General features: G+C 71.2%; 17 protein-coding genes. 12 read left to right on the top strand and 5 right to left on the bottom strand.

The genetic code is table 11. The features are described 5' to 3' along the window. Nucleotides 1-158: 158 nt before the first annotated feature. The 3 genes from CP983_RS42160 (at nt 159) to CP983_RS42150 (ending at nt 5,559) form a co-directional block, all read left to right on the top strand. A complete protein-coding gene (locus CP983_RS42160; RefSeq protein ID WP_150505784.1) occupies nt 159-1,091 on the top strand; it encodes a hypothetical protein in 933 nt (310 codons plus the stop codon). Continuing rightward, entirely contained in the window at nt 1,084-3,318 is a 2,235-nt protein-coding gene (locus CP983_RS42155; protein WP_150505782.1) for a bifunctional serine/threonine-protein kinase/ABC transporter substrate-binding protein, read from the top strand. The genes CP983_RS42160 and CP983_RS42155 overlap by 8 nt, the downstream gene beginning before the upstream one ends. A 93-nt stretch (nt 3,319-3,411) precedes the next feature. Further along, nucleotides 3,412-5,559 carry a bifunctional serine/threonine-protein kinase/ABC transporter substrate-binding protein gene (locus CP983_RS42150; RefSeq protein ID WP_150505780.1) on the top strand — a complete coding sequence of 716 codons (2,148 nt, stop codon included), beginning with the start codon at nt 3,412-3,414 and terminating at the stop codon, nt 5,557-5,559. A 29-nt stretch (nt 5,560-5,588) separates the two neighbouring features. Here CP983_RS42150 and CP983_RS42145 read toward each other — a convergent pair whose 3' ends face one another. From CP983_RS42145 to CP983_RS42125, 5 genes are all read right to left on the bottom strand, one after another. Then, nucleotides 5,589-6,425, bottom strand: a complete 837-nt coding sequence (locus CP983_RS42145) for a sterol desaturase family protein (RefSeq protein ID WP_150505778.1) — start codon at nt 6,423-6,425, stop codon at nt 5,589-5,591. Further along, on the bottom strand, nt 6,422-7,150 hold the full coding sequence (locus CP983_RS42140; protein WP_150505776.1) for a FadR/GntR family transcriptional regulator: 729 nt from the start codon (nt 7,148-7,150) through the stop codon (nt 6,422-6,424). Before CP983_RS42140 ends, CP983_RS42145 begins: the two co-directional genes overlap by 4 nt. An 84-nt stretch (nt 7,151-7,234) precedes the next feature. Further along, nucleotides 7,235-8,563 (bottom strand): PP2C family protein-serine/threonine phosphatase, encoded by a 1,329-nt coding sequence (locus CP983_RS42135; RefSeq protein ID WP_150505774.1) that lies wholly within the window; start codon nt 8,561-8,563, stop codon nt 7,235-7,237. 76 nt (nt 8,564-8,639) lie between these two features. Beyond that, a complete protein-coding gene (locus CP983_RS42130; protein WP_150505772.1) occupies nt 8,640-8,993 on the bottom strand; it encodes a VOC family protein in 354 nt (117 codons plus the stop codon). Between the two features lie 39 nt (nt 8,994-9,032). Next, nucleotides 9,033-10,199 (bottom strand): aromatic ring-hydroxylating oxygenase subunit alpha, encoded by a 1,167-nt coding sequence (locus CP983_RS42125; RefSeq protein ID WP_150505770.1) that lies wholly within the window; start codon nt 10,197-10,199, stop codon nt 9,033-9,035. 276 nt (nt 10,200-10,475) lie between these two features. Here CP983_RS42125 and CP983_RS42120 point away from each other — a divergent pair, with 276 nt between their 5' ends. The 9 genes from CP983_RS42120 to CP983_RS42080 all read left to right on the top strand — a co-directional run bounded on the left by CP983_RS42120 (nt 10,476) and on the right by CP983_RS42080 (nt 20,966). Then, nucleotides 10,476-10,682 (top strand): DUF2180 family protein, encoded by a 207-nt coding sequence (locus CP983_RS42120; RefSeq protein ID WP_107909572.1) that lies wholly within the window; start codon nt 10,476-10,478, stop codon nt 10,680-10,682. Between the two features lie 433 nt (nt 10,683-11,115). Then, nucleotides 11,116-12,777 carry a serine/threonine-protein kinase gene (locus tag CP983_RS42115; RefSeq protein ID WP_150505768.1) on the top strand — a complete coding sequence of 554 codons (1,662 nt, stop codon included), beginning with the start codon at nt 11,116-11,118 and terminating at the stop codon, nt 12,775-12,777. Then, on the top strand, nt 12,774-13,526 hold the full coding sequence (locus CP983_RS42110) for a hypothetical protein (protein ID WP_189748911.1): 753 nt from the start codon (nt 12,774-12,776) through the stop codon (nt 13,524-13,526). The genes CP983_RS42115 and CP983_RS42110 overlap by 4 nt, the downstream gene beginning before the upstream one ends. Nucleotides 13,527-13,811: 285 nt before the next feature. Further along, nucleotides 13,812-14,573 carry a DeoR/GlpR family DNA-binding transcription regulator gene (locus CP983_RS42105; protein WP_030947415.1) on the top strand — a complete coding sequence of 254 codons (762 nt, stop codon included), beginning with the start codon at nt 13,812-13,814 and terminating at the stop codon, nt 14,571-14,573. Nucleotides 14,574-14,662: 89 nt separating this feature from the next. After that, nucleotides 14,663-16,018 carry an ABC transporter substrate-binding protein gene (locus tag CP983_RS42100; RefSeq protein ID WP_125524899.1) on the top strand — a complete coding sequence of 452 codons (1,356 nt, stop codon included), beginning with the start codon at nt 14,663-14,665 and terminating at the stop codon, nt 16,016-16,018. 81 nt (nt 16,019-16,099) lie between these two features. Continuing rightward, nucleotides 16,100-17,059, top strand: coding sequence for a carbohydrate ABC transporter permease (locus tag CP983_RS42095; protein ID WP_125524900.1), 960 nt, complete (start codon nt 16,100-16,102; stop codon nt 17,057-17,059). Continuing rightward, nucleotides 17,056-17,943: a carbohydrate ABC transporter permease gene (locus CP983_RS42090; RefSeq protein WP_107909577.1), complete on the top strand. Its 888-nt coding sequence runs from the start codon at nt 17,056-17,058 to the stop codon at nt 17,941-17,943. The genes CP983_RS42095 and CP983_RS42090 overlap by 4 nt, the downstream gene beginning before the upstream one ends. Further along, complete coding sequence (locus CP983_RS42085) at nt 17,940-18,932, top strand: zinc-dependent alcohol dehydrogenase family protein (RefSeq protein WP_107909578.1); 993 nt, start codon at nt 17,940-17,942, stop codon at nt 18,930-18,932. The genes CP983_RS42090 and CP983_RS42085 overlap by 4 nt, the downstream gene beginning before the upstream one ends. Nucleotides 18,933-19,541: 609 nt before the next feature. After that, entirely contained in the window at nt 19,542-20,966 is a 1,425-nt protein-coding gene (locus CP983_RS42080) for a Gfo/Idh/MocA family protein (protein WP_125524901.1), read from the top strand. The last annotated feature ends 43 nt before the right edge of the window (nt 20,967-21,009 follow it).

The following is a 21,009-nucleotide window of genomic DNA, read 5'->3' as shown; positions in this document are numbered from 1 at the left end:
CACGACTCGGCGACATCACCGCGACCGGACCGTGTCGTTGCGTCAAGTCCGGTGCAGAGCAGTTGAGTTGGTGTTCGGGACAGCCTCACGTGCGTCACACTTCCTCCATACGTACCGCCGCGACGGCGGGAGCGCATCCATACGGGTGGGGGGCTGGAATGACCGAGTGGAGACCGGTCGTGGCGGCGGTGGCGGGGACACTGCTGCTGGCCGGGTGTACGAGCGGGGCGGACGGGGGTTCCGCCGGCGAAGGGAAGAAGGGTTCGGCGCGCAGCGGCACGAGCGGCTCGGACGGCGCCGGCTCCTCCGCTTCGGCGGGCCGTGCCGATCCCACGGCCCCGGCGGACGGTGCGGATCCGTCGGCGGCTGCCGTCGCCGAGGACGAGCCGTACACGATGGCCGAAGAGCTGGCGCCGCGGACACGGTCCGAGGCGGTCACGTTCGTTCGCGGGCTCACCCCGCGGGCGGACAACTTCGGTTCCGGTTTCCGCAAGGCGCAGCCGTACGAGAGTGATCCGGGCGAGTGGGCGGTGCTCGACGAGGACTGCGTGTGGCAGCGACAGCCACTGCCCGACACGGCGTTGGCCAGCCTCACCCGGCGATTCGAGCTGCCGGCCGGCGAGGGCAAGGGGCCGGTGCAGGTGTCCATGACGGTCACCGTCCACAAGGACACCACGGCCGCGCGCCGGGACATGGCCGTGTCGTTGGAGGAGGCGCTCCGCTGCCCGAACCAGCGGTTGAACGCCACCGAGCAGGTGCGCGGACTGTACTCCCGGGCCGATCCGTTCTCCGAGGCGCGTAACGGCGTCACCGACGACGACCTCATCGAGAGCGGGGAGTTACTCGTCGACGGCATCAAGGGCGCGCTGCCCTTCGACTGGTTCAAGTACCGGCTCGGTCCGGTGACCGTGGCCGCGACGGACCGTATCGGAGCGGGCCACACCGACGAGGAGGCGTCCCGGATCGCCTCCCAGGTGGCGCAGGGCGTGGCCTACACGGCCGCCGAGATCGACAGCATCGGCGGCAACACGGCACGTGACGGCGCCGAGGGCAAGGACGGCAGCGACGACGCGGAGGCTCGCGATGAGTGAACCGCTGAGGCCCACCGACCCGTCGCGCATCGCCGGCTTCCGGCTGCTGCGGCGGCTCGGCGCGGGCGGCATGGGCGTGGTGTACCTGGGGCGTGACGACGACGGCACCCTCGCCGCCGTCAAGGTGATCCGGGGCGAGAGCGCCGACGACCCCGATTTCCGGGCGCGGTTCGCACGCGAGGCCGAGCTGGCCCGGCGGGTGACGAGCCGTTGGGTGGTGCCCGTGCTCGGCGCGGACGCGGAGGCGGCCGAGCCATGGCTTGCGACCGCGTTCGTTCCCGGTCCCTCGCTCGTCGAGGCCGTCGCCGAGCACGGTCCGCTGCCCGTCGCCACCGCACGTTCTCTGGGCCGGCTGCTGGCCGACGCCCTGGCGGACCTGCACGCGGCCGGGCTGGTCCACCGGGACGTGAAGCCCGGCAACGTACTGCTGGCCCTGGACGGCCCCCGGCTGATCGACTTCGGAGTGGCGCGGGCCGACGACGACACGGCCCTCACGGCGTCCGGCATGGTCGTCGGCAGTCCCGGCTTCCTCTCCCCCGAGCAGGCCCGGGGTGAACCGGCCACGGCCGCGAGCGACGTCTTCTCGCTCGGCGGAGTCCTGGCGTACGCGCTGACCGGCCGTCCGCCCTTCGGCAGCGGCACGCCCGACGCCCTGCTGTACCGCACCGTCCACGACGAACCCGCGCTCGCCGGCATCGAGGACGACTCCCGGGCGCTGGTGGCCCGTTGCCTCTCCAAGGAGCCGGGCGAGCGGCCGACGGCCGTGGAGCTGCGGGGTCTGCTGGCCGAGGGCGGCGAGACGGACGAGGCCGCCGAGGCGCCCGTGCGGGACAGTGTCCCGGTTCTTCCCGACTCGGTCGCCCGTATGATCGCCGCCCGTTCCGCCGAGGGCCTCGCGCTGCCCGACATCGAGCCGACCGAACTGGACGAGTCCGCCGCGGCACCGGCAGCCGCCGAGGACGAACCGCAGGACGCGGTGGACCGGCGCCCCAGCCGGCGCCGACTGCTGCTGGCCGGTGGGGCGTTGCTGCTCGCCGCGGGAGGTGCGGGCGCCGCGGTGCTCGCGACCCGCGACGACGACAAGGCGCCGCCCGGCAAGGCTCGTCCGGTGTATGTCCTGGGCGTGCACGTCACCGAGTCCACGGCGCTGGTCAGCCGGGTCAGTGAACGCGCCGCCCGGCTCGCCGTCGCCCAGCACAACGCCGACCCGGAGCGCGCCTACGACCTGAAGGTCCGGGTCGGACGGGATCAGGGCGACGCGGCCGGCGCCCAGGACGTGGCCCGTCGGTTCACCGCGGACCGGGACGTGGTCGCCGTCCTCGGACCGGTCACCGAGCTCCCGATGCGGTCCGCCGCGAAGGTCTACGGCCAGGCCGGACTGACCCATGTGTCGAGCACCACCGGTCAGCAGGACTACTTCGTGACCTCGCCCAGCGCGTCCTTCCAGACCGGCGCGGCGCACACCGCGCTCGGCGGCTGGATCGCCCTGCACGCCATGGTCACCAAACGGCTGGGACGTATCGGCGTGGTCCTGGACCGCTCCGGCGGCACGACCATCCAGGACCAGGCCACCCTGCTGGTGCAGCAGTGGCGGGACGCGCTCGGTGCCCAGGTGGTGCCCCAGGTCGTGGCCGAGGAGACGGGCGACGGCCCGGACGCGGTGCGCGCGCTGCTCGCCGGTGGGGTCACCGCCTTCGCCTACCTCGGCCCGATGGACGCGACCGTGGCGGCGGCCCGTCAGCTGGCCGCGGCCGGGTTCGAGGGCCCGCGCTGGATGCAGCACCTCCTGTACGGCACGGACTTCCCGGTCCGTGCGGGGGCCGCGGGCGAGGGCTGGTACGTGGTCGACTCCGCGGTCGACCCGTCCGCCCTCGGCACCAAGGCCGCGCGGGACTTCACCTCCGCTTGGCGCAAGCGTTACGGGGCCGCTCCGGAACCGTTCGCCGCGGAGGCGTACGACTCGGTGCGCATGCTGCTGGGCGAGTTCGCCCGGACGGTGCCGAAGCGGTCTGGCGCCCGGCCGGTGCGGGCCGAACTCGGCGAGCGGCTGGCGAAGGTCAAGTACCAGGGCATGGACCGGACTTACGCTTTCGGTGCCTATCACCAGTTCCAGAGCAGCAGCGAGGGGTGGCTGCGCAGTACCTATGTGCACGAAGTGCGCGACGGGCGGTTCCGTCAGCTGGGGTCGCTCCAGGATCTTCAGAACGCGGGGAATGTTCAGAGCTGACAGGCCTGACGCCCGGTCCCGGGCCGGTTCCGGTGGAGCCGGCCGCGGGATCGGGGCGGGGCCGGGAAGGGAGACGGAAAGGGGGTCCGTGCCATGGATCGGCTGCTGCCTTCCGACCCGTCGGTGATCGGCGGCTACCGGCTGGCCGCCCGGCTCGGCGCGGGCGGGATGGGCGTGGTGTATCTGGCGCGCTCCCCGCACGGGACTTGGTGTGCCCTGAAGTCGATCCGGTCCGAGCACGCCGGCGATCCGGGCTTTCGGGCCCGCTTCCGGCGCGAGACGGAACTGGCGGCGCGGCTGAGGTCCCGCTGGACCGTGCCCGTCCTCGCCGCCGACGCCGAGGCCCGCTCCCCGTGGCTGGCCACCGCCTATGTGCCGGGGCCCTCCCTCGCCGAGGCCATCGCCCGCAACGGCCCTTGGCCGACGGCGCAGTTGCTCTGTCTGGGCGCCGCTCTGGCGGAGGCCTTGGCGGGGGTTCACGCGTGCGGGCTCGTCCACCGGGACGTGAAGCCCGCCAACATCCTGCTCGCGGCGGACGGGCCGCGTCTGATCGACTTCGGCATCGCCCGCGCGGTCGGCGTGACCGCGCTCACCGCCGACGGTTCGGTCATCGGCTCCCCCGGATACCTCTCGCCCGAGCAGGCCCGGGGCAGCACGGTGGGTCCGGCGAGCGACGTCTTCTCGCTGGGCTGCGTCCTCGCCCACGCGGCCACCGGCCGGCCGGTGTTCGGGGTCGGCGGCGCGGCCGGGGTGCTGTACCGGACCGTGCACGAGGACCCCGACCTGGACTCGGTGCCCGACGCGCTCGACGGGATCGTACGGCGGTGTCTGGCGAAGGATCCGGAGCAGCGGCCGTCGGTCGGTGAACTCCGGGACCGGTTGGGTGAGTTCGACGAGCAGGGCTGGCTGCCGGAGGGGTTGCCCGCGCTGGTGGCGGCTCGCGCCGCACGGGTGCTGGAGCTGCCGGTGCCGCAGGGCACGGTCGCCGACGGGGCGCCGGTGGACGGGTGGGCGGACGCCGTGACGCAGGCCGCCGTGGTGTCGGCGGCGGAACCGACTTCTCGGCGCCGGGTGCTGGCCGCCGGAGGGGCGGTGCTGGGCGTGAGCGCGGCGGGTGTGGGCAGTTGGTGGCGCTGGGGCCGCTCGACCTCGTCCGGCGCCACCGGGACCGGGGCGTTGCCGCGGCGGGTGATCGGTCTCCTCGGCGAGCGGTCGGACGGCGCGTTCACGGCCCATGAGCGCGGTGCCCGGGTGGCGGTGAGCGAACACAACGCCACCGCGGGACGCGCCTTCGATCTCGTGCTGCGCACCGCCGACGACGGCGGAACGGCGAAGGGGGCCGCCGCGGCCGCCGCCCGACTGGCCGCCGACCCGGAGGTGTCCCTGGTGATCGGCACCGGCACCAACGCGACCGCGCCGCCGGCGGTGGAGGCCTGCGCCCGGGCTCGGGTCGCCCAGCTGATCACGCGCGCCGACACCAGCGAACTCGACGGCGTCAACCTCACCAGCACCCTGCTGATGCGTTCGACGAGGACCGCCGGGCCACCGGCGATCCTGCGCTATCTCAACGGGGTCGTGAAACCCGCGCGCACCACGGTCGTCCACGACCTCGACGACGGGGCGGCGAGCCTCCAGACGGTCCGCATCATCACGGTGCACAAGAAGCTCGACAGCGATGCCACGGTCGAGGAGGTGGCCCCGGACAGCGGCTTCGCCACCGCGGCACGGCGGATCGCCGCCCGTCGCGCCGACGCGGTCCTCTTCGCGGGCGTCCACCCCGACCGTGCCGCGTCCTTCGCTCGCGAGCTGCGCGAAGCGGGGTATCGCGGCCCGCGCGTCGCGGACGAGCATGTGCTCGGCGCCCGGTTCCTGGCGGAGGCGGACGGCTGGCACATCGGGACGGGCTACACGGACGCCGCCGCCGACCCGCGCGTCAAGGCGTTCACCGCGGCCCACCGCGCACGCTTCGGCGCCGCCCCCGCACCCTGGGCCGCCGAGGCCTACGACACCGTCCGCTTCGGCGCCCACGGCCTGGCCGCCGCCGGCGACGACGACCGCTCCGTCCTCCGCTCCGAACTGCTGCGCCGCTCGTGGCAGGGCATCACCCGCAAGGTCAGCTACGACCCGGACTCGGAGTTCTTCGAGGCCCAGGAGGACGCGGGCGCGTTCCTCTACCGGGTGAAGGACCGCACCATGCGCTTCGTGGCCCGCGCGGACGACATCAGCAAAACCCTGAAGTGATCAACCGCCTGATACGGCACGGCCGTTGTTCAGCTCCTGCTCGCGTCCGGGTTCCAGCCCGGCGGGCCGAAGACGTAGCCCGCGCGGTCGCGCCAGCGGGTGGTGCTGCGTACGTCGCGCCAGGTGGCCGCGTACTCGTGGAAGGCGACGCGCAGCGGGTTGTAGGTGTCGATGTTCTTGGTGAGGCCGTACTCGACGCGCTCGCCCTCGGCCTGGAACGTGCCGAAGATCCGGTCCCAGACGATGAGGATGCCGCCGTAGTTGCGGTCCAGGTAGGCGTTGTTGGAGCCGTGGTGGACGCGGTGGTGCGAGGGCGTGTTGAAGACGTACTCGATCGGCCGCCACAGGCGGTCCACCCGCTCGGTGTGCAGGAAGAACTGGTAGATGAGGCTGACCGACTGCTGGAGCAGGATCATCCAGGGCGGGATGCCGAGCAGGGCGAGCGGCAGCCAGAACGGCAGGGTGGTCATCGGGGTCCAGCTCTGCCGCAGCGCGGTGGAGAGGTTGAACCGCACGCTGGAGTGGTGGACCACGTGGCTCGCCCACAGGACCCGGACGCGGTGGTGCGAGCGGTGGAAGACGTAGTAGGCGAGGTCTTCGGCAAAGAACAGCAGCACCCAGGTCCACACCGACGTGGCGGACAGCTGCCAGGGCGCGACGCTGTAGAGGGCGGCGAACGCGACGATCGTGACGGCCTTCCACGGCAGGGCGATCACCTGGCTGCCCGCGCCCATCGACATGCTGGTCACGGTGTCGCGTGCCTCGTAGCCGCGTTCGTCGTCGTCCGGGAGGAAGCGGTACGACAGTGCCTCCACGGCGACCAGCAGGACGAAGGCGGGTATGGCGTAGACGACGGCGGGTATCACGGCGTGCCTCCTTCGGGTTCCCGGGTGTGCGGGGTGACCGGGACGCTGCGGGCCAGCAGTGCGCGTGCCGCGGCCTCGGCGCCCTGTTCGTCGCGTGAGGCGATGAGGGCGGCCAGCTTCATGTGTCCGGCGACGTCGAGCAGTTCGGTGGCGCGCAGCTCGGTCGGTACCTCGCCGGCGGTGAAGCCCTCTCCGACGAGGCTGTTGAAGGCGAGGAGGTAGGCGATGTTGCCGGAGCCCTCGACGATGAGCCGCCACCAGGTGACGTCGGCGGCGGCGAGGTCGGTGAGGTCGGGGCCGGTGTTGATGTAGGCGGCTGCTGCGCTGACGATCTCGGCGGCTGTCCGGTCGGGGCAGCGGGCGGCGCACAGCCGGGCGGCGTCCGCGCCGATGGAGGCCCGCATCTCGAGGACGTCGCGGCGCAGGTCGTAGGACGTGGACAGGCGCTCGGTGTGGGCGAGTTGGAGGGCGAGGTCGAGGCCTGCGGTCCGTCGCCAGTCGAGCACCATGGTGCGTCCGCCGTGGCTGACCTCTACCAGCCTCGCCTGCTGGAGACGCTTCACCGCCTCCCGTACCGCGTGCCGGTTCACCCCGAACTCGGCGGCCAGTTCACGCTCGGCGGTCAGGGGGACGCCGGCCGCGAGGTCACCGCTCAGGATGCGGTCCCGGAGCAGCGTGAACAACTGCTCGGAGACGGCTTCACGCCGGATGGGCTGCTCTGTCATGCACACACCCTGGCGGCGCTTCCCCAGACTGGTCAACTGGTTGGACCAGATTGGTCCGGCCGCCGCACCGCGTGGTGCGCGGTGTCAGTCGCTCGGGGTGTGCAGGGCCAGGAGGGCCATGTCGTCGTGGCCGTCGCTCGGGCGGTGGTCGGCGAGGAAGCACACGAATTCGTCCAGCGGCAAGTGGGCGTGGTCCGCGGCGAGTTCGGCGAGCACGGCCAGGCCGCGGTCGATGGGGTACTCGGGGTGCTCGACGAGTCCGTCGGTGAAGAACAGCACGGTGGTCCCGGCGGGCACGGGATGGGTGTGGTCGGGACGGGCCTGCTCGGGGTCGACCGCGAGCGGCAGGCCGGGCTCGGCGTCGAGGTACTCCGTGTGCCGGTCGGGGGTGATGATCAGCGGGGGTAAGTGGCCGGCCGTGCTCCAGTGCAGCTTCCAGCCCTCCTCCGCCGGTTCCATCCGGGCGAGGCAGGCGGTGGTGACGGGCAGGTCGGTGATGGCGTGCAGGGTGCGGTCGAGCTGGGTGAGGACGCTGCTGGGCGGGGTGAAGCGGTCGAACAGCAGGGCACGCAGCATGCTGCGGGTCTGGGCCATGGCGGCCGCCGCGCGCATGTCGTGGCCGACGACGTCACCGATCACGACGGCGCACGCGTCGTCGGGCAGCCAGAGGGCGTCGTACCAGTCGCCGCCGAGGTGGGCCGGGGTGAGGGCGGGGCGGTAGACGGCCGCGGCGGACAGCGGGGACAGGTCGGGCAGGGTGGGCAGCAGGAGTCGCTGGAAGTGCTCGGCGCCGTCGCGGACCTGCTCGAACAGTCTGACGTTCTCGATCGCGATGCCGGCGGCGCCGGCCAGGGCGACGACGATGTCCTCGTCATCGCGGTCGAAGGGCCGGCCGTCGCGGCGTTCGGACAGATAGAGGTCTCCGTAGATGGTGCCGCGGACGCTGATGCCGACGCCCAGCAGGGTGCGCATCTGCGGATGGCCGGGCGGGAATCCCACCGAGGCGGGGTGGGAGCCGATCTCGTCGACGCGCAGGGGTTCGGGGTGGTGGATCAGGTGGCCGAGGACCCCGCGGCCGCGGGGGAACTCGATCCCCGACAGGTCGCCGCGCTCCGACTCCGACAGCCCCGCCGTGATGAACTGCCCCAGCTGCTCACCGGAGTCGTCCAGCACCCCGAGCGCGCCGTAGCGGGCGCCGACCAGATCCATGGCGGTGGTGACGATGCGGTGCAGCACCGTGGGCAGATCCATCTCCCGGCTGATCGTCAGCACCGCGTCCAGCAGTCCCTGGAGCCGGTCCTTGGCGACGGCCAGCTCCCGCAGCTGCTCGGCGATCTGCTCCAGCTGGTCGTCCGGCCGCAGCGCCGGATCGACTCCGGGCGACGGTTCGGGTCCATCGGCGTTGTCCGCCATCACGGACGTCCGGCGGTCTCGACGGCCGTGGTGGGAGTCATACGCGCGTGCCCTTCGTCGTCCGGTCACCGGCGGGTCAGGCCGGCTGCCACAGTTCGATGCGGTTGCCCTCCGGGTCGGTGACCCAGCCGAAGCGGCCGACGCCCTCCATGTCCTGCGTCTCCTCGGACACGTCCGCTCCCTTGGTGCGCAGTTGCGCGAGCATCGCGTCCAGGTCGCGGACCCGGAAGTTGAGCATCGTTCGCTGGTCGCGGGATCCGAAGTAGTCGGTGCCGGACTCGAAGGTCGCGAACACCGTCAACCCGGCTTCGGGACGCCAGAGGCCGTGCTCGTCGGCGTCCAGGCCCAGGCAGTCGCGGTACCACGCGGTCAGGGCCGCCGGGTCAGCTGCCCGGAGGAAGTACCCGCCGATTCCAAGCACACGTTCCATACGGCCATCCTGCCAGCACGGCGATCGGGCGGCCCGGCGTCAATCGGTCGCGCAGTGGTCGGACGCCGGCTTCGAAAGGTCGCCGCCGGCACGCGCGCACGCGCTCGGCCGGGCGCGCAGGGGGACGCCGTTGCTGCGCAGCACATCGCGGACGTCGAGGATGAGGGGGAAGATCTCGTGATTGCGGTCCTCGCCCTGTTCGTCCCAGGCCCGCTGCTCGGCCTCGACGGCCATGCGGTCCTCGGCGAACACCCGCTCGGTGAAGCGGCGGATGAGCGGCCAGGCCAGGTGCAGCGCACCGGGGATCCCGGGCTTCTCGATCATCAGCAGGCCGTAGGCGTGGCAGGTGCGCTGCTCGGCGTCCTCGGGCACGTACACCGCCCAGAGCCGGAAGGCCGGGTGGTCGGCGTTCTCCGGCACCAGGTCGAGGGTCTGGTACGGGTATTCGGTGCGGATCGTCATGACGTCGGCGGAGTCCCGCCCGCTGAGACCCTCTGCCGCCAGCAGGCCCGCGCCGCGGTTCCGCTTTCCCCCGGTGTGGGTGAACAGATAGCGGGCCTCCACCGACCGCGCGGAAGTCTCGTACCCCAGCAGTTCCGGGTGGAGCTTGCCGACGACTCCGCGGTGGAGGAACTGGTGGTTCATGTCGAGCAGGTTCTCGTGCATGAACGAGTAGTGGCAGTGCACCGTTCGGGAGAACGTCATGGTCCTGTACCGCGGTGAGGCGAACGCGGGCAGCAGGGGCAGCGGGACGTCCGGCGCCTTCTGCGGGTCGCCGGGGAAGACGAACACCATGCCGTACGCCTCGCGGACCGGATAGCCGCGCACGCCGCGCGGCGGCCGGCCGTCGCCCTTGGACAGGTAGGGGATCTGCGAGATTCGGCCGTCGCCGCGGTAGGCCCACGCGTGGTAGCAGCAGCGAAGGACCTCGCCCTCGACGACGCCCATGCTCAGCGGCACCTGTCGATGGGCGCACCGGTCCTCCAGGGCATGGACGGTGCCGCTCTTCCCCCGGTAGAGCGCGATGCGTTCCCCGGCGAAGGTGGTCGCGATCACCCGGCCGCGGCGTACCTTGCGGGACAGCGCGACCGGGTACCAGAAGTCCGGGTTCGCACCGACGCGCCTCAGGTCGACGGCGGCCGGGTCGGAACCTTCCTGCCGCGAGCGCCGGCTGCTCCTGATCCCGTCGGAGTCCGTCTCGGTCATACCTCTCCCTTGCGTCGGGGATACCGGCATGGACAGGCCACGCATCACCGACCGGCGGACGCGTCGGAGCCCAGCACCATCCCAGCGTGGCGGTCCCCGGCGGCCCTGTCCTGCCCAGGGCGCCCGCAGGAGTGAGCTTCCGGGCCGGAACCGGGAGAGCGCGTTCCGGTCACGCCCGGTGCCCGCCGCGCGGGTCTGCGACGCTCACGACAAGCGAGCCGGGCCCTGCGGAGATACGCTCGTGCTGTCTCTGCTGCACGGCTGGGAGGCACGTAGATGAACTGCTATGAATGCGCCCAGGCAGGGCGCACCACGGAGCCGGTGGCCATCTGCCGAGTGTGCGGAGCCGCCGTCTGCCCGGAGCATGTGCGTTCCGAGTCGGTGGTCCTGCGGGGTACCGCCCAACCCGGCGAAGTGATCCACGACATCCCGGCCAGGCGGCTGACCTGCCCGGTGTGCAGGGCGGCGGAACAGGACACCTGAACCGTCCACCGACCTCACGGCACCGATGGAAGTCATCCCCCTGACGCAGGTGGCCGTGGACGGAGTGCTGCGGGGAAACCGCCACACCGCGGAGGCGGAGCGTAGGCAGGCGGTCGACCGCTGCGGATGGGCGACGGGGGTCTTCGACGACCGGTGCGTCGCGCTGATCGACGAGACCCACCGGCGTGCCGGCGCGTTCCCTTTCGGCCGACGGACGTACGTGATCTTCCCCGCTCTGTGGGGCGCGGGCTCGTGCCGCGGTGAGGACGCCCGGCAACAATCGCGTCGCCGATGTCACGGTCGGGGTACGCCTCGTCGATCCCTCTGGCCACGCAACCGCCGTGGCCGAAAATGTGTCTCAGAGCGCGTGGCCCGGTCGCCGCGGAGTGGGTGAGGCTCCCGCGGCGCGCCGGCAAGCGGCCTGGGGGGCGTAATGAGCACATGGGAAGTACCCGGATACAGCGAGTCGCTCGAACTCGGTTCGGGGGCGAGCGGGCGGGTCGTACTGGCCGTCCACGAGGAGACCGGCGTCGCGGTCGCGGTGAAGTACCTCAGTGAGGCACTGCGCACCCGGCCGGGCTTCGTGCACGACTTCCGGGCGGAGGCGCGGCTGCTCGGCGGGCTGGAGAGCCCGTACGTGACCGGGCTGTACGAGTACGTGGAGAGCACGCACGGCGCGGCCATCGTGATGGAGCTGGTGGACGGGATCTCCCTGCGGACCCTCCTGAGCAGGCAGGGCCCGCTCGACCCCGAGGCCGCGCTCGTCATCCTCAAGGGATCACTGCTCGGTCTGGCCGACGCCCACCGCGTCGGTGTCGTGCACCGCGACTACAAGCCGGAGAACGTGCTGGTCGCGCCGGACGGGTCGTCCAGGCTCGTCGACTTCGGGATCGCGGTGGACTCGGGCACCAGTGCCGGAGTCGCCGGAACCCCGTCCTACATGGCCCCGGAGCAGTGGACCGGCGCGCCCGCCTCGCCCGCGGCCGACGTGTACGCGGCCACGGCCACGTTCTTCGAGTGCCTGACGGGACGCAAGCCGTACTCGGGCGAGAACTTCGCCGAGCTGGCGCTCCAGCACGTCGAGGCGCCCATCCCCGCCGACGAGGCGCCCGAGGCCGTACGTGGGCTGGTGCGCAGCGGTCTGGCCAAGGACCCGGCGGAACGGCCCGCGCAGGCCGAGGAGTTCGTGACGGAACTGGAGGCCGCCGCCGGCGCCGCCTACGGGACCGACTGGGAGGAACGCGGCCGCGGCAGGCTCGCCGCGCTGGTGGCGCTGCTGCCGCTCCTGCTGCCCTCTGCCCGCGGCAACCCCAGCACCACCACGGACACCGCACGCACGGTTCTGCGCCCGCAGCCGGGCTACACCCTCACCCCCGCTCGGTCGTGGCTGCCCGGTCGCCCCGGAATGCTGGTGTCAGGCGCCGCCGTGGTCCTCGCGGTCCTCCTCACCTACGGCGCCCCGTTCGCCCCCGGGACCGCCGCGGACCGGGCGGACCGGGCCCTGGCCACCACCAGCGCGCAGCCCGGCTCGGGGCCGGCCGGAACGAGCGCGCCGACCGCGTCGGCCTCCTCGTCCACGTCCCCGACGCCCAGCGAGTCGGGCGATCCGTCGTCGTCACCGAGCGAGTCGGCCTCCGGGCCGGCGGCAACAGACAGCGCGGACCCCACGGCCACCGCCACACCCGCCGGAGGGGAGGAGACGACGCCTCCCACCGACCCGGAGATCACGGAGACCCCGACCACCACCTCTCCCCCGTCGCCCGCGGCGCCCGCCGTCAAGGACGTCGCGGTGTCGGGCTTCGTGCAGACGGGTTCGTCGAGCGCCTCCGCGACCGTCAGCGTCACCACGGACGGCACGGGGCCGGTCACCATCACCGTCTCGTGGTTCACGGGCAACGTCGCCGGGCTGCCGGGCTCCGCCGACGGTGCGTCGCAGACGTTCACGCGCAGCGGCGCCACGCAGTACTCGATCCCCGTCGATCACACCTTCCAGAACGCCGGCTGCTACTGGACGGTCCAGGCCACGACCGACCCGGGCTCCGCCGGCGGAGGTGCCTCTCAGCAGCTTCTGACCAGGCGGTGTGACATCCGATGACCACCCAGCACGATCGCACTCCCGCGCCGGGCGAGGAGGAGCCGACCAAGGTCCTCGCGGCCTCCGACGAGCACGCCGCGACCATGCGGCTCGGCCCTGAAGACGCCCGCCCGACGAACGGTGAAGCCGACTCGGCCGGTGCCGAGTACAGCGCAACCGTGCTGGCCAGCCACTGGATAGAGCGTCCGGAAGCGGACGAGACGCTCGTCGAACAGACGGTTCCGGAGACTCGGCCTTCGACACCGCCGGACCGGGTCGAAGGCACCGTGCTGCGTTTCGGCCCCGGGGTCACCGCCGCCGTCGCGGAGCGCACACATCGGACGATCCCCGCCGTGCCGATACCCCCGGCGCCTCCTCGCCGACGGCTGCGCAGACACGCCCTGCCCGCGCTGGTGCTGCTCTGCGTCCTCGCGTTCCTCGCCTGGCAGCGCCTCGGTCCGGCCGTCGAGGTCAGGAACGTGGCAGTCACGGCCCGGCCGGCGGTTCTGGGGTGCGACGACACGGCGGACGTCGTCGGCCTCGTCACGACGAACGGCCGTCCGGGCACGCTGTCGTACCGATGGACCCGGAGCGACGGCACCACCTCCGGAGTGCTGCGGGAAAGGATGGTCCGCGGCCAGAAGCAGGCACGCCTGCATCTGCTGTGGACCTTCCAGGGCGAGGGCCACCGTGAGGCACGCGCCGAGCTGCGGATTCTCTCGCCCTCCCACGGCGCGGTGACCGCCCGGTTCACCTACGACTGCCGCTGATCCCGACCGGCTGGCCGAATCCGGTCGGGGAAGCAGGCACCAAATGGGCACGCGACGGTCGGGAAACGGGCTATGACCGCCCCCGCCGTACAGCCCCCACCTCCGGCATTCCGGTATTACGCACGTTGGAATGCGGGCACATTCGGTCACGAACTGCTTAACGGCGAATCTGTTCACTACCGGTGATCCCCTTGTAGAAATTTGGCCACCGAAGCCGAATGGGACGGGCTCCGGGAAACAGCCGGCGCGGGAACATCGCGCCGCGCGTGAAACGGAGGTGTCGCCGTGGACGCCGAGGAACGAAGACGCGGAATTCTGGAAAGGGCAAGGGGTTCCGGATCCGTGGATGTGGGAGAGCTGGCAGCCGATCTCGGGGTTTCGAAGGAGACCGTCCGACGGGACCTGAATCTGCTGGAGGGGCACGGGCTGGTCCGCCGTACCCATGGCGGGGCCCACCCCGTGGAGAGCCGCAGCTTCGAGACGACGCTCGCCTTCCGCACCACCATGCACGTACCCGAGAAGTCCCGGATCGCGGCAGCCGCGGCCGATCTGCTCGGGGACGCCGAGACCGTCTTCATCGACGAGGGCTACACCCCGCAGCTCATCGCCGCAGCGCTCCCCCGCGACCGTCAACTGACCGTGGTCACCTCCTCGTTGGCCACGGCGGGTGATCTGGCCTCCGCCGAGAACATCACCGTGCTCCTGCTCGGTGGCCGGGTGCGCGGCGGGACGCTGGCCACCGTCGACCACTGGGCGACGCGGATGCTGGCCGGACTCGTCATCGACCTGGCGTACGTCGGCGCGAACGGCATCTCCCGCGAGTACGGGCTCACCACCCCCGACCCCGCCGTCAGCGAGGTCAAATCCCAGGTCCTCAGGGCCGCGAGGCGCCGGATCTTCTCCGGCGTCCACACGAAGTTCGGCGCCGTGAGCTTCTGCCGCTTCGGCGACGTCACGGAGTTCGAGGCGATCGTCACCGACGCCGGCCTCTCCGCCTCCGAGGCACACCGCTACTCGCTGCTGGGCCCCGAGGTCGTCCGGGTCTGAGCAGCGGTTCCTCCCCGCACCCCACTCCACCCCCGCACGTCCGGGGGCCCGCTTCCGCACACCCCGAAACACATCTCCTGGAGTCAGTCATGCGCACACGAAGAATGATCCACGTCCTCGCCGCGGCGGCGGCCGCGAGCTCGCTGCTCGTCGCGTGCAGCGGCGCGGGCGGCTCCTCCAGCTCCGGTGGCGGCGGCAAGAGCATCAACGTGCTGATGGTCGGCAACCCGCAGATGGAGGACATCGCGAAGCTGACGAAGGACACCTTCACGAAGGACACCGGCATCAAGGTGAACTTCACGGTCCTTCCCGAGAACGAACTGCGCGACAAGGTCACCCAGGACGTCGCCACCCAGGCCGGCCAGTACGACGTCGCCACCATCGGCGCCTACGAGGTGCCCATCTGGGAGAAGAACGGCTGGCTGCACGAACTGAGCTCCTACGCCGACAAGGACACCGCCTTCGACAAGGCCGACCTGCTCAAGCCCATGGTCACGTCCCTGTCGGGCTCCGACGGCAAGCTGTACGCCCTGCCGTTCTACGGCGAGTCCTCGTTCCTCATGTACAACAAGGACGTCATGGAGGCGAAGGGCATCAAGGTGCCCGAGCGGCCGACCTGGCAGCAGATAGCCGACATCGCGGCCAAGGTGGACGGCGCGGAACCGGGCATGCGGGGCATCTGTCTGCGCGGTCTGGCAGGCTGGGGCGAGCTCGGCGCGTCGCTGACGACCGTGGTGAACACCTACGGCGGCACCTGGTTCACCAAGGACTGGAAGGCGCAGGTCAACTCCCCGGAGTTCAAGAAGGCCGCGAACTTCTACGTCGACCTGGTCCGGGGGCACGGCGAGGCCGGAGCGGCACAGGCCGGGTTCACCGAGTGCCTGAACGCCATGAGCCAGAAGAAGGTCGCGATGTGGTACGACGCGACCAGCGCGGCCGGGTCGCTGGAGGACCCGAAGTCCAGCAAGATCGCCGGCCGGGTCGGCTACGCGTACGCGCCGACGACCGAGACCAAGAGCAGTGGCTGGCTGTGGAGTTGGGCGTGGGCCATGCCCAAGACCACGAAGAACGCCGACGCCGCGTCGAAGTTCATGCTGTGGGCCTCCAGCAAGGAGTACGAGAAGACGGTCGGCGAGAAGCTCGGCTGGTCGCGCGTTCCGGCCGGCAAGCGGGCCAGCACGTACGAGCTCCCGGAGTACCAGAAGGCGGCGGCGTCGTTCGGTGACATCACGCTGAAGTCCATCGAGCAGGCCGACCCGGCGAACCCGGGCCTCCAGCCGAGGCCGACCGTGGGCGTCCAGTACGTGGCCATCCCCGAGTTCCAGGACCTGGGAACCAAGGTCACGCAGGAGATCTCCGCCGCCATCGCCGGCAAGACCAGCGTGGACAAGGCACTCGACGACGGCCAGAAGCTCGCCGAGGAAGTCGCCAAGAACTACCAGTGACCGTCATCGCCCGGCCGGCTCCTCGGCCGGCCGGGCCCGCCTTCTCCCATCTCCCGGCCGTCACTGGCAGAGGAAACCGCCATGACCACGCTCACCGCACCCCCCAAGACCGCTCCACCGCCCAGCCGCCCGCGCCCGTCCGCCGGCGCCGGCAAGTGGAAGCGCCGCATCCCGCTGCTTCCGGCCCTGATCTTCACCATCGTCGTCACCCAGCTGCCGTTCGTCGCCACGCTCGTCATCTCCACGCTCCAGTGGAACGTCCTCAAGCCGGGCGAGCGGCACTTCGTCGGCCTGTCCAACTTCAAGTTCGTCTTCACCGACGAGCGGCTGCGCACGGCGGTGCTCAACACCGTCGTACTCACCGCCTCGGTGGTCCTCATCAGTGTGCTGCTCGGCCTAGGCCTGGCGATGCTGCTGGACCGCCGGTTCGTCGGCCGCGGTCTGGCGCGGACGCTGCTCATCGCGCCGTTCCTGGTCATGCCGGTCGCCGCCGCGCTGCTGTGGAAGCACGCCATCTACAACCCCGACTACGGCCTGCTCAACGGCACCCTCAACGCCGTGTACCGCCTCTTCGGCGCGGAGAACGGCCCCACGATCGACTGGGTGTCCTCCTACCCGATGCCCGCCGTCGTCCTCTCGCTGGTCTGGCAGTGGACGCCGTTCATGATGCTCATCATCCTGGCCGGCCTTCAGGCGCAGCCCGGTGACGTGCTGGAGGCGGCCCGGGTCGACGGGGCGTCGGCCATGGCGACCTTCCGCTTCATCACGCTGCCGCATCTGCGCCAGTACCTCGAACTGGGCATCCTGCTCGGCACGATCTACGTCGTGCAGACCTTCGACGCGGTCTACACGATCACCCAGGGCGGCCCCGGCTCCCGGACCACCAACCTGCCGTACGAGATCTACCTGACCATGTTCCGCAAGTACGAGTACGGCCAGGCGGCCGCCGCCGGTGTGGTCGTCGTGCTCGGCTCGATCGTGATCGCGACCTTCGCGCTGCGCACCATCGCGTCGCTGTTCCGCGAGGAGGTGTCCCGATGACCACTCACGCGGCAGTAGCCGCGCCCGGCGCGAGACTCAAGAAGGCCCTACGTCGGCGCGACGACCACGGCGGCACGCCCAGGCTGTCCCCGCTGTGGACCTTCGTGGCCTGGCTCGCCACGCTGGCGTTCTTCGCCCCGGTGGCGTGGATGGTGCTCACTTCCTTCCACCAGGAGGCGGACGCGGCGACCAACCCGCCGAGCCCGCTGGCGCCGGTCACCTTCGACCAGTACAAGCTGCTGTTCAGCCGCGACATCACCCCGTTCCTGCTGAACTCGACCATGGCCAGCGTGATTTCGACGCTCCTGGTGCTCGTGCTGGCGGTGCCGACGGCCTACGCGCTGTCCATCAAGCCGGTCCAGAAGTGGACCGACGTGATGTTCTTCTTCCTGTCCACCAAGTTCCTGCCCGCCATCGCGGCGCTGCTGCCGGTGTACCTGATCGTCAAGGACGCCGGGATGCTGGACAACGTGTGGACGCTGATCATCCTCTACACCGCCATGAATCTGCCGATCGCGGTGTGGATGATGCGCTCGTTCCTCGCCGAGGTGCCCAAGGAGATCCTCGAGGCCGCCGAAGTGGACGGCGCGGGTCTGCCCACCGTGCTGCTGCGGATCGTCGCGCCGGTCGCGATGCCGGGGCTCGCCGCGACCTCGCTGATCTGCTTCATCTTCAGCTGGAACGAGTTCATGTTCGCCGTCAACCTCACGGCGACCAACGCGTCGACCGCGCCGGTCTTCCTGGTCGGCTTCATCACCAGCGAGGGCCTCTTCCTGGCCCGGCTGTGCGCCGCCGCGACGTTGGTCTCCCTGCCGGTGCTCATCGCCGGTTTCGCCGCCCAGGACAAGCTGGTCCGAGGGCTGTCCCTAGGAGCAGTCAAGTGAAAGCCGCCGTCATCGAAGCACCCGGCAAGGTCACCGTCACCACGGTGCCCGACCCCACCCCCGGGCCGCGCGAGGTCGTGGTCGACGTGGCGGCCTGCGGGCTGTGCGGGACCGATCTGCACATCCTCCAGGGCGAGTTCGCGCCGACGCTGCCGGTCGTGCCGGGCCACGAGTTCGCCGGCGAGGTCGTGGGACTCGGCAGCGAGGTCACCGAACTCGCCCTCGGCGACCGGGTCGCAGTGGACCCCTCGCTCTACTGCCACGAGTGCCGCTACTGCCGGGTCGGCCGCAACAACCTGTGCGACCGGTGGCAGGCGATCGGTGTGACGGTGGCCGGTGGCGCCGCCGAGTATGCCGTCGCCCCGGTCGCGAACTGCGTACGGCTGCCCGACCATGTGGACGTCCAGGACGCGGCCCTGATCGAACCGCTGTCCTGCGCGGTGCGCGGCTACGACGTGCTCAACAGCAGGCTGGGCTCCCATGTGCTGATCTACGGCAGCGGCACGATGGGCCTGATGATGCTGGAGCTGGCCAAGCGCACCGGGGCCGCGTCGGTCGACGTCGTCGACGTCAACCCGGAGCGACTGGCCACGGCGGAGAAGCTCGGCTGCTCTCAAGTGGGGCTCTCCGCCGATGAGTTGCGGCGGTCAGGTGGCGGCTGGGACGTGGTCGTGGACGCTACCGGGAACGCCGCCGCGATCCAGGACGGCCTGGAGCGGGTCGCGAAGGCGGGCACGTTCCTCCAGTTCGGGGTGTCCGACTACGCGACGAAGGCCACCATCTCGCCGTACCGGATCTACAACCAGGAGATCACGATCACCGGCTCGATGGCGGTGCTGCACAGCTACGAGCGCGCGGCGGAGCTGTTCGCCACCGGGGTGCTCGATCCGCAGGTCTTCATCAGTCACCGGCTGCCGCTGACGGAGTATCCGCAGGCGCTGGACCAGTTCGCCGCCGGCCAGGGCCGCAAGATCGTCGTCCTGCCCTGAGCCTCGCCAGGCCCGGCGTCCCAGGACTCGACAAGGTCCGTGTGACGCCGGGCCCGGACATCGCCCTGGGGCGAAGGCGGCCGGGAAACCGTACGTCTGTCCCCCGGTCAGATTCATACCGATTCAGCGGCGTTCGGCGATGGTGATGTCGACCATGAATTCCCCGGGCCGCAGGATTCCCTTCGGTAAGAATGCGAATGGTGGCCGGAAGTCCCGGTGCGTGGTCGCTGAAGGCATCCGGACGAGCCGCGGCGAGTAAGCCGTCGCATTTCTTGTAGCCGCCACCCAACTGGGCGGGATTCGCACCGCTTCAAGAAATTCTTCGGCAGGCAACAGCGGTTTCCGGCGATGGGCTCCGCGCGCCGCGATCCTTTCCCTCCAGCCGAGTTCGCCCAGCCGCTGCCGCGCGTGACGGCCGACGGGCGTCCCCGTTGCCTCCAGACCTCCCGATGATGCTCGATACTGCTCGGAACAGCTCTCTATCGAGCACGTATTGACATGCGAGCGTCACAGCCCGCAGAGTCGTGCACCGACAGTCCCCGCGTCCCCCACAGTCACGACAGTGCACCGGCAGTGATGCAAGCCACCCCACCGAGGAGTGTTGCCGTCATGTCCGAAACACCCGCTGTCTCACGCCGACTGCTCCTTGGCGGAGCCGTGGCCACCGGCGCGCTCGCGGCCGGGATGACCGCCGCGGCGCCGGCCGCGTCCGCCGCCACAGGACAGGTGCCCCGCCGCCGTCCCGGACAGAAGTCGATGATCGGCGTCCCGTTCGAGGTCCACAGAACCGTCCGCGTCGCCGTCATCGGCCTCGGCAACCGCGGCAGCGGCATGGTCATGAGCTGGGCGGCCGTACCCGGCTGCACCGTGACCGCCGTCTGCGACATCCGCGCCGACCGGGCGACCCGTGCCGCCGACCGGCTGGTGAGCAAGGGCGAGCCCCGCCCCGCCGAGTACGGCGGCTCGGCCGACTCCTACGCCCGGATGCTCCGGCGGGACGACATCGACCTGGTGTACGTCGCCACGCCCTGGGAGTTCCACTACGAGCACGGCAGAGCGGCGCTGCTCAGCGGCAGGCACGCCGTCGTCGAGCTCCCGATCGCGACCGAACTGCGCGAGCTGTGGGACCTGGTCGACACCTCCGAGCGCACCCGCAAGCACCTGCTCCTCGCCGAGAACTGCAACTACGGCCGCAACGAACTGGCCATGCTGCGGATGGCGCACGCCGGTGTGTTCGGGGAGATCACCAACGGCCACGGCGGCTACCTCCACGACCTGCGTGAACTCCTCTTCTCCGACACGTACTACACCGACTCCTGGCGGCGGCTGTGGCACACCCGCAGCACCGCGTCCTTCTACCCCATGCACGGGCTGGCCCCGATCGCGGCGGCCATGGACGTCAACCGCGGCGACCGTATGGCCACTCTGCGAGCGACAGCGACCGCGCCGAAGGGGCTCGCCGACTACCGCGAACGCAACATCCCCCGGGACCACCCGTCCTGGAAGGAGACGTACATCAACGGCGACCTGGTCACCTGCCTGATCGAGACCGAGAAGGGCAGGGTCATCCGGGCCGAGCACGACGTGAGTTCACCGCGGCCGTACAGCAGGATCAACACGCTCGCCGGCAGCCGCGGGATCGTCGAGGACTACACCGGGCCCTCCCCGACCGGCGCGCGCGTCTATCTCGAACCGGACCACGCGGGGCACACCTGGCGCGACTTCGCCGACTACCAGAAGGAGTACGACCACTGGCTGTGGCGGAAGGTCGGTGACGACGCCGCGAACAACGGCGGCCACGGCGGCATGGACTACGTCCTGCAATGGCGCACCGTCCAGCTGCTGCGCGCCGGGCTGGTGCCCGACATCGACGTGTACGACTCGGCCGCCTGGTGCTCGGCGGTCCCCCTGAGCGCGGCGTCCCTGGCGCGGGACGGCCGCCCGGTCGGGATCCCGGACTTCACGCGCGGCGCCTGGGCGGCCAAGCGGCCCGGTCTCGACTCCGCCCCGGCCGACATGCCGCCCGTCGGCTGACCGGCCGACCGCCTCGCGGCGCGGCACAGTGCCGGTTCGGGGT

Origin of the sequence: Streptomyces chartreusis, from assembly GCF_008704715.1 — a bacterium.
Classification (GTDB): domain Bacteria; phylum Actinomycetota; class Actinomycetes; order Streptomycetales; family Streptomycetaceae; genus Streptomyces; species Streptomyces chartreusis.
The sequence above is the reverse complement of the archived record's forward strand: the minus strand, read 5'-3'. Positions and strand labels throughout refer to the sequence as shown.

What these genes read in the sequence shown, in the direction of transcription:
- CP983_RS42115 (WP_150505768.1), top strand. Translation starts at nt 11,116, where the DNA reads ATGAGCACATGGGAAGTACCCGGATACAGCGAGTCGCTCGAACTCGGT.
- CP983_RS42080 (WP_125524901.1), top strand. Translation starts at nt 19,542, where the DNA reads ATGTCCGAAACACCCGCTGTCTCACGCCGACTGCTCCTTGGCGGAGCC.
- CP983_RS42150 (WP_150505780.1), top strand. Translation starts at nt 3,412, where the DNA reads ATGGATCGGCTGCTGCCTTCCGACCCGTCGGTGATCGGCGGCTACCGG.
- CP983_RS42155 (WP_150505782.1), top strand. Translation starts at nt 1,084, where the DNA reads ATGAGTGAACCGCTGAGGCCCACCGACCCGTCGCGCATCGCCGGCTTC.
- CP983_RS42095 (WP_125524900.1), top strand. Translation starts at nt 16,100, where the DNA reads ATGACCACGCTCACCGCACCCCCCAAGACCGCTCCACCGCCCAGCCGC.
- CP983_RS42125 (WP_150505770.1), bottom strand. Translation starts at nt 10,199, where the DNA reads ATGACCGAGACGGACTCCGACGGGATCAGGAGCAGCCGGCGCTCGCGG.
- CP983_RS42090 (WP_107909577.1), top strand. Translation starts at nt 17,056, where the DNA reads ATGACCACTCACGCGGCAGTAGCCGCGCCCGGCGCGAGACTCAAGAAG.
- CP983_RS42110 (WP_189748911.1), top strand. Translation starts at nt 12,774, where the DNA reads ATGACCACCCAGCACGATCGCACTCCCGCGCCGGGCGAGGAGGAGCCG.
- CP983_RS42160 (WP_150505784.1), top strand. Translation starts at nt 159, where the DNA reads ATGACCGAGTGGAGACCGGTCGTGGCGGCGGTGGCGGGGACACTGCTG.
- CP983_RS42135 (WP_150505774.1), bottom strand. Translation starts at nt 8,563, where the DNA reads ATGGCGGACAACGCCGATGGACCCGAACCGTCGCCCGGAGTCGATCCG.
- CP983_RS42130 (WP_150505772.1), bottom strand. Translation starts at nt 8,993, where the DNA reads ATGGAACGTGTGCTTGGAATCGGCGGGTACTTCCTCCGGGCAGCTGAC.
- CP983_RS42120 (WP_107909572.1), top strand. Translation starts at nt 10,476, where the DNA reads ATGAACTGCTATGAATGCGCCCAGGCAGGGCGCACCACGGAGCCGGTG.
- CP983_RS42100 (WP_125524899.1), top strand. Translation starts at nt 14,663, where the DNA reads ATGCGCACACGAAGAATGATCCACGTCCTCGCCGCGGCGGCGGCCGCG.
- CP983_RS42140 (WP_150505776.1), bottom strand. Translation starts at nt 7,150, where the DNA reads ATGACAGAGCAGCCCATCCGGCGTGAAGCCGTCTCCGAGCAGTTGTTC.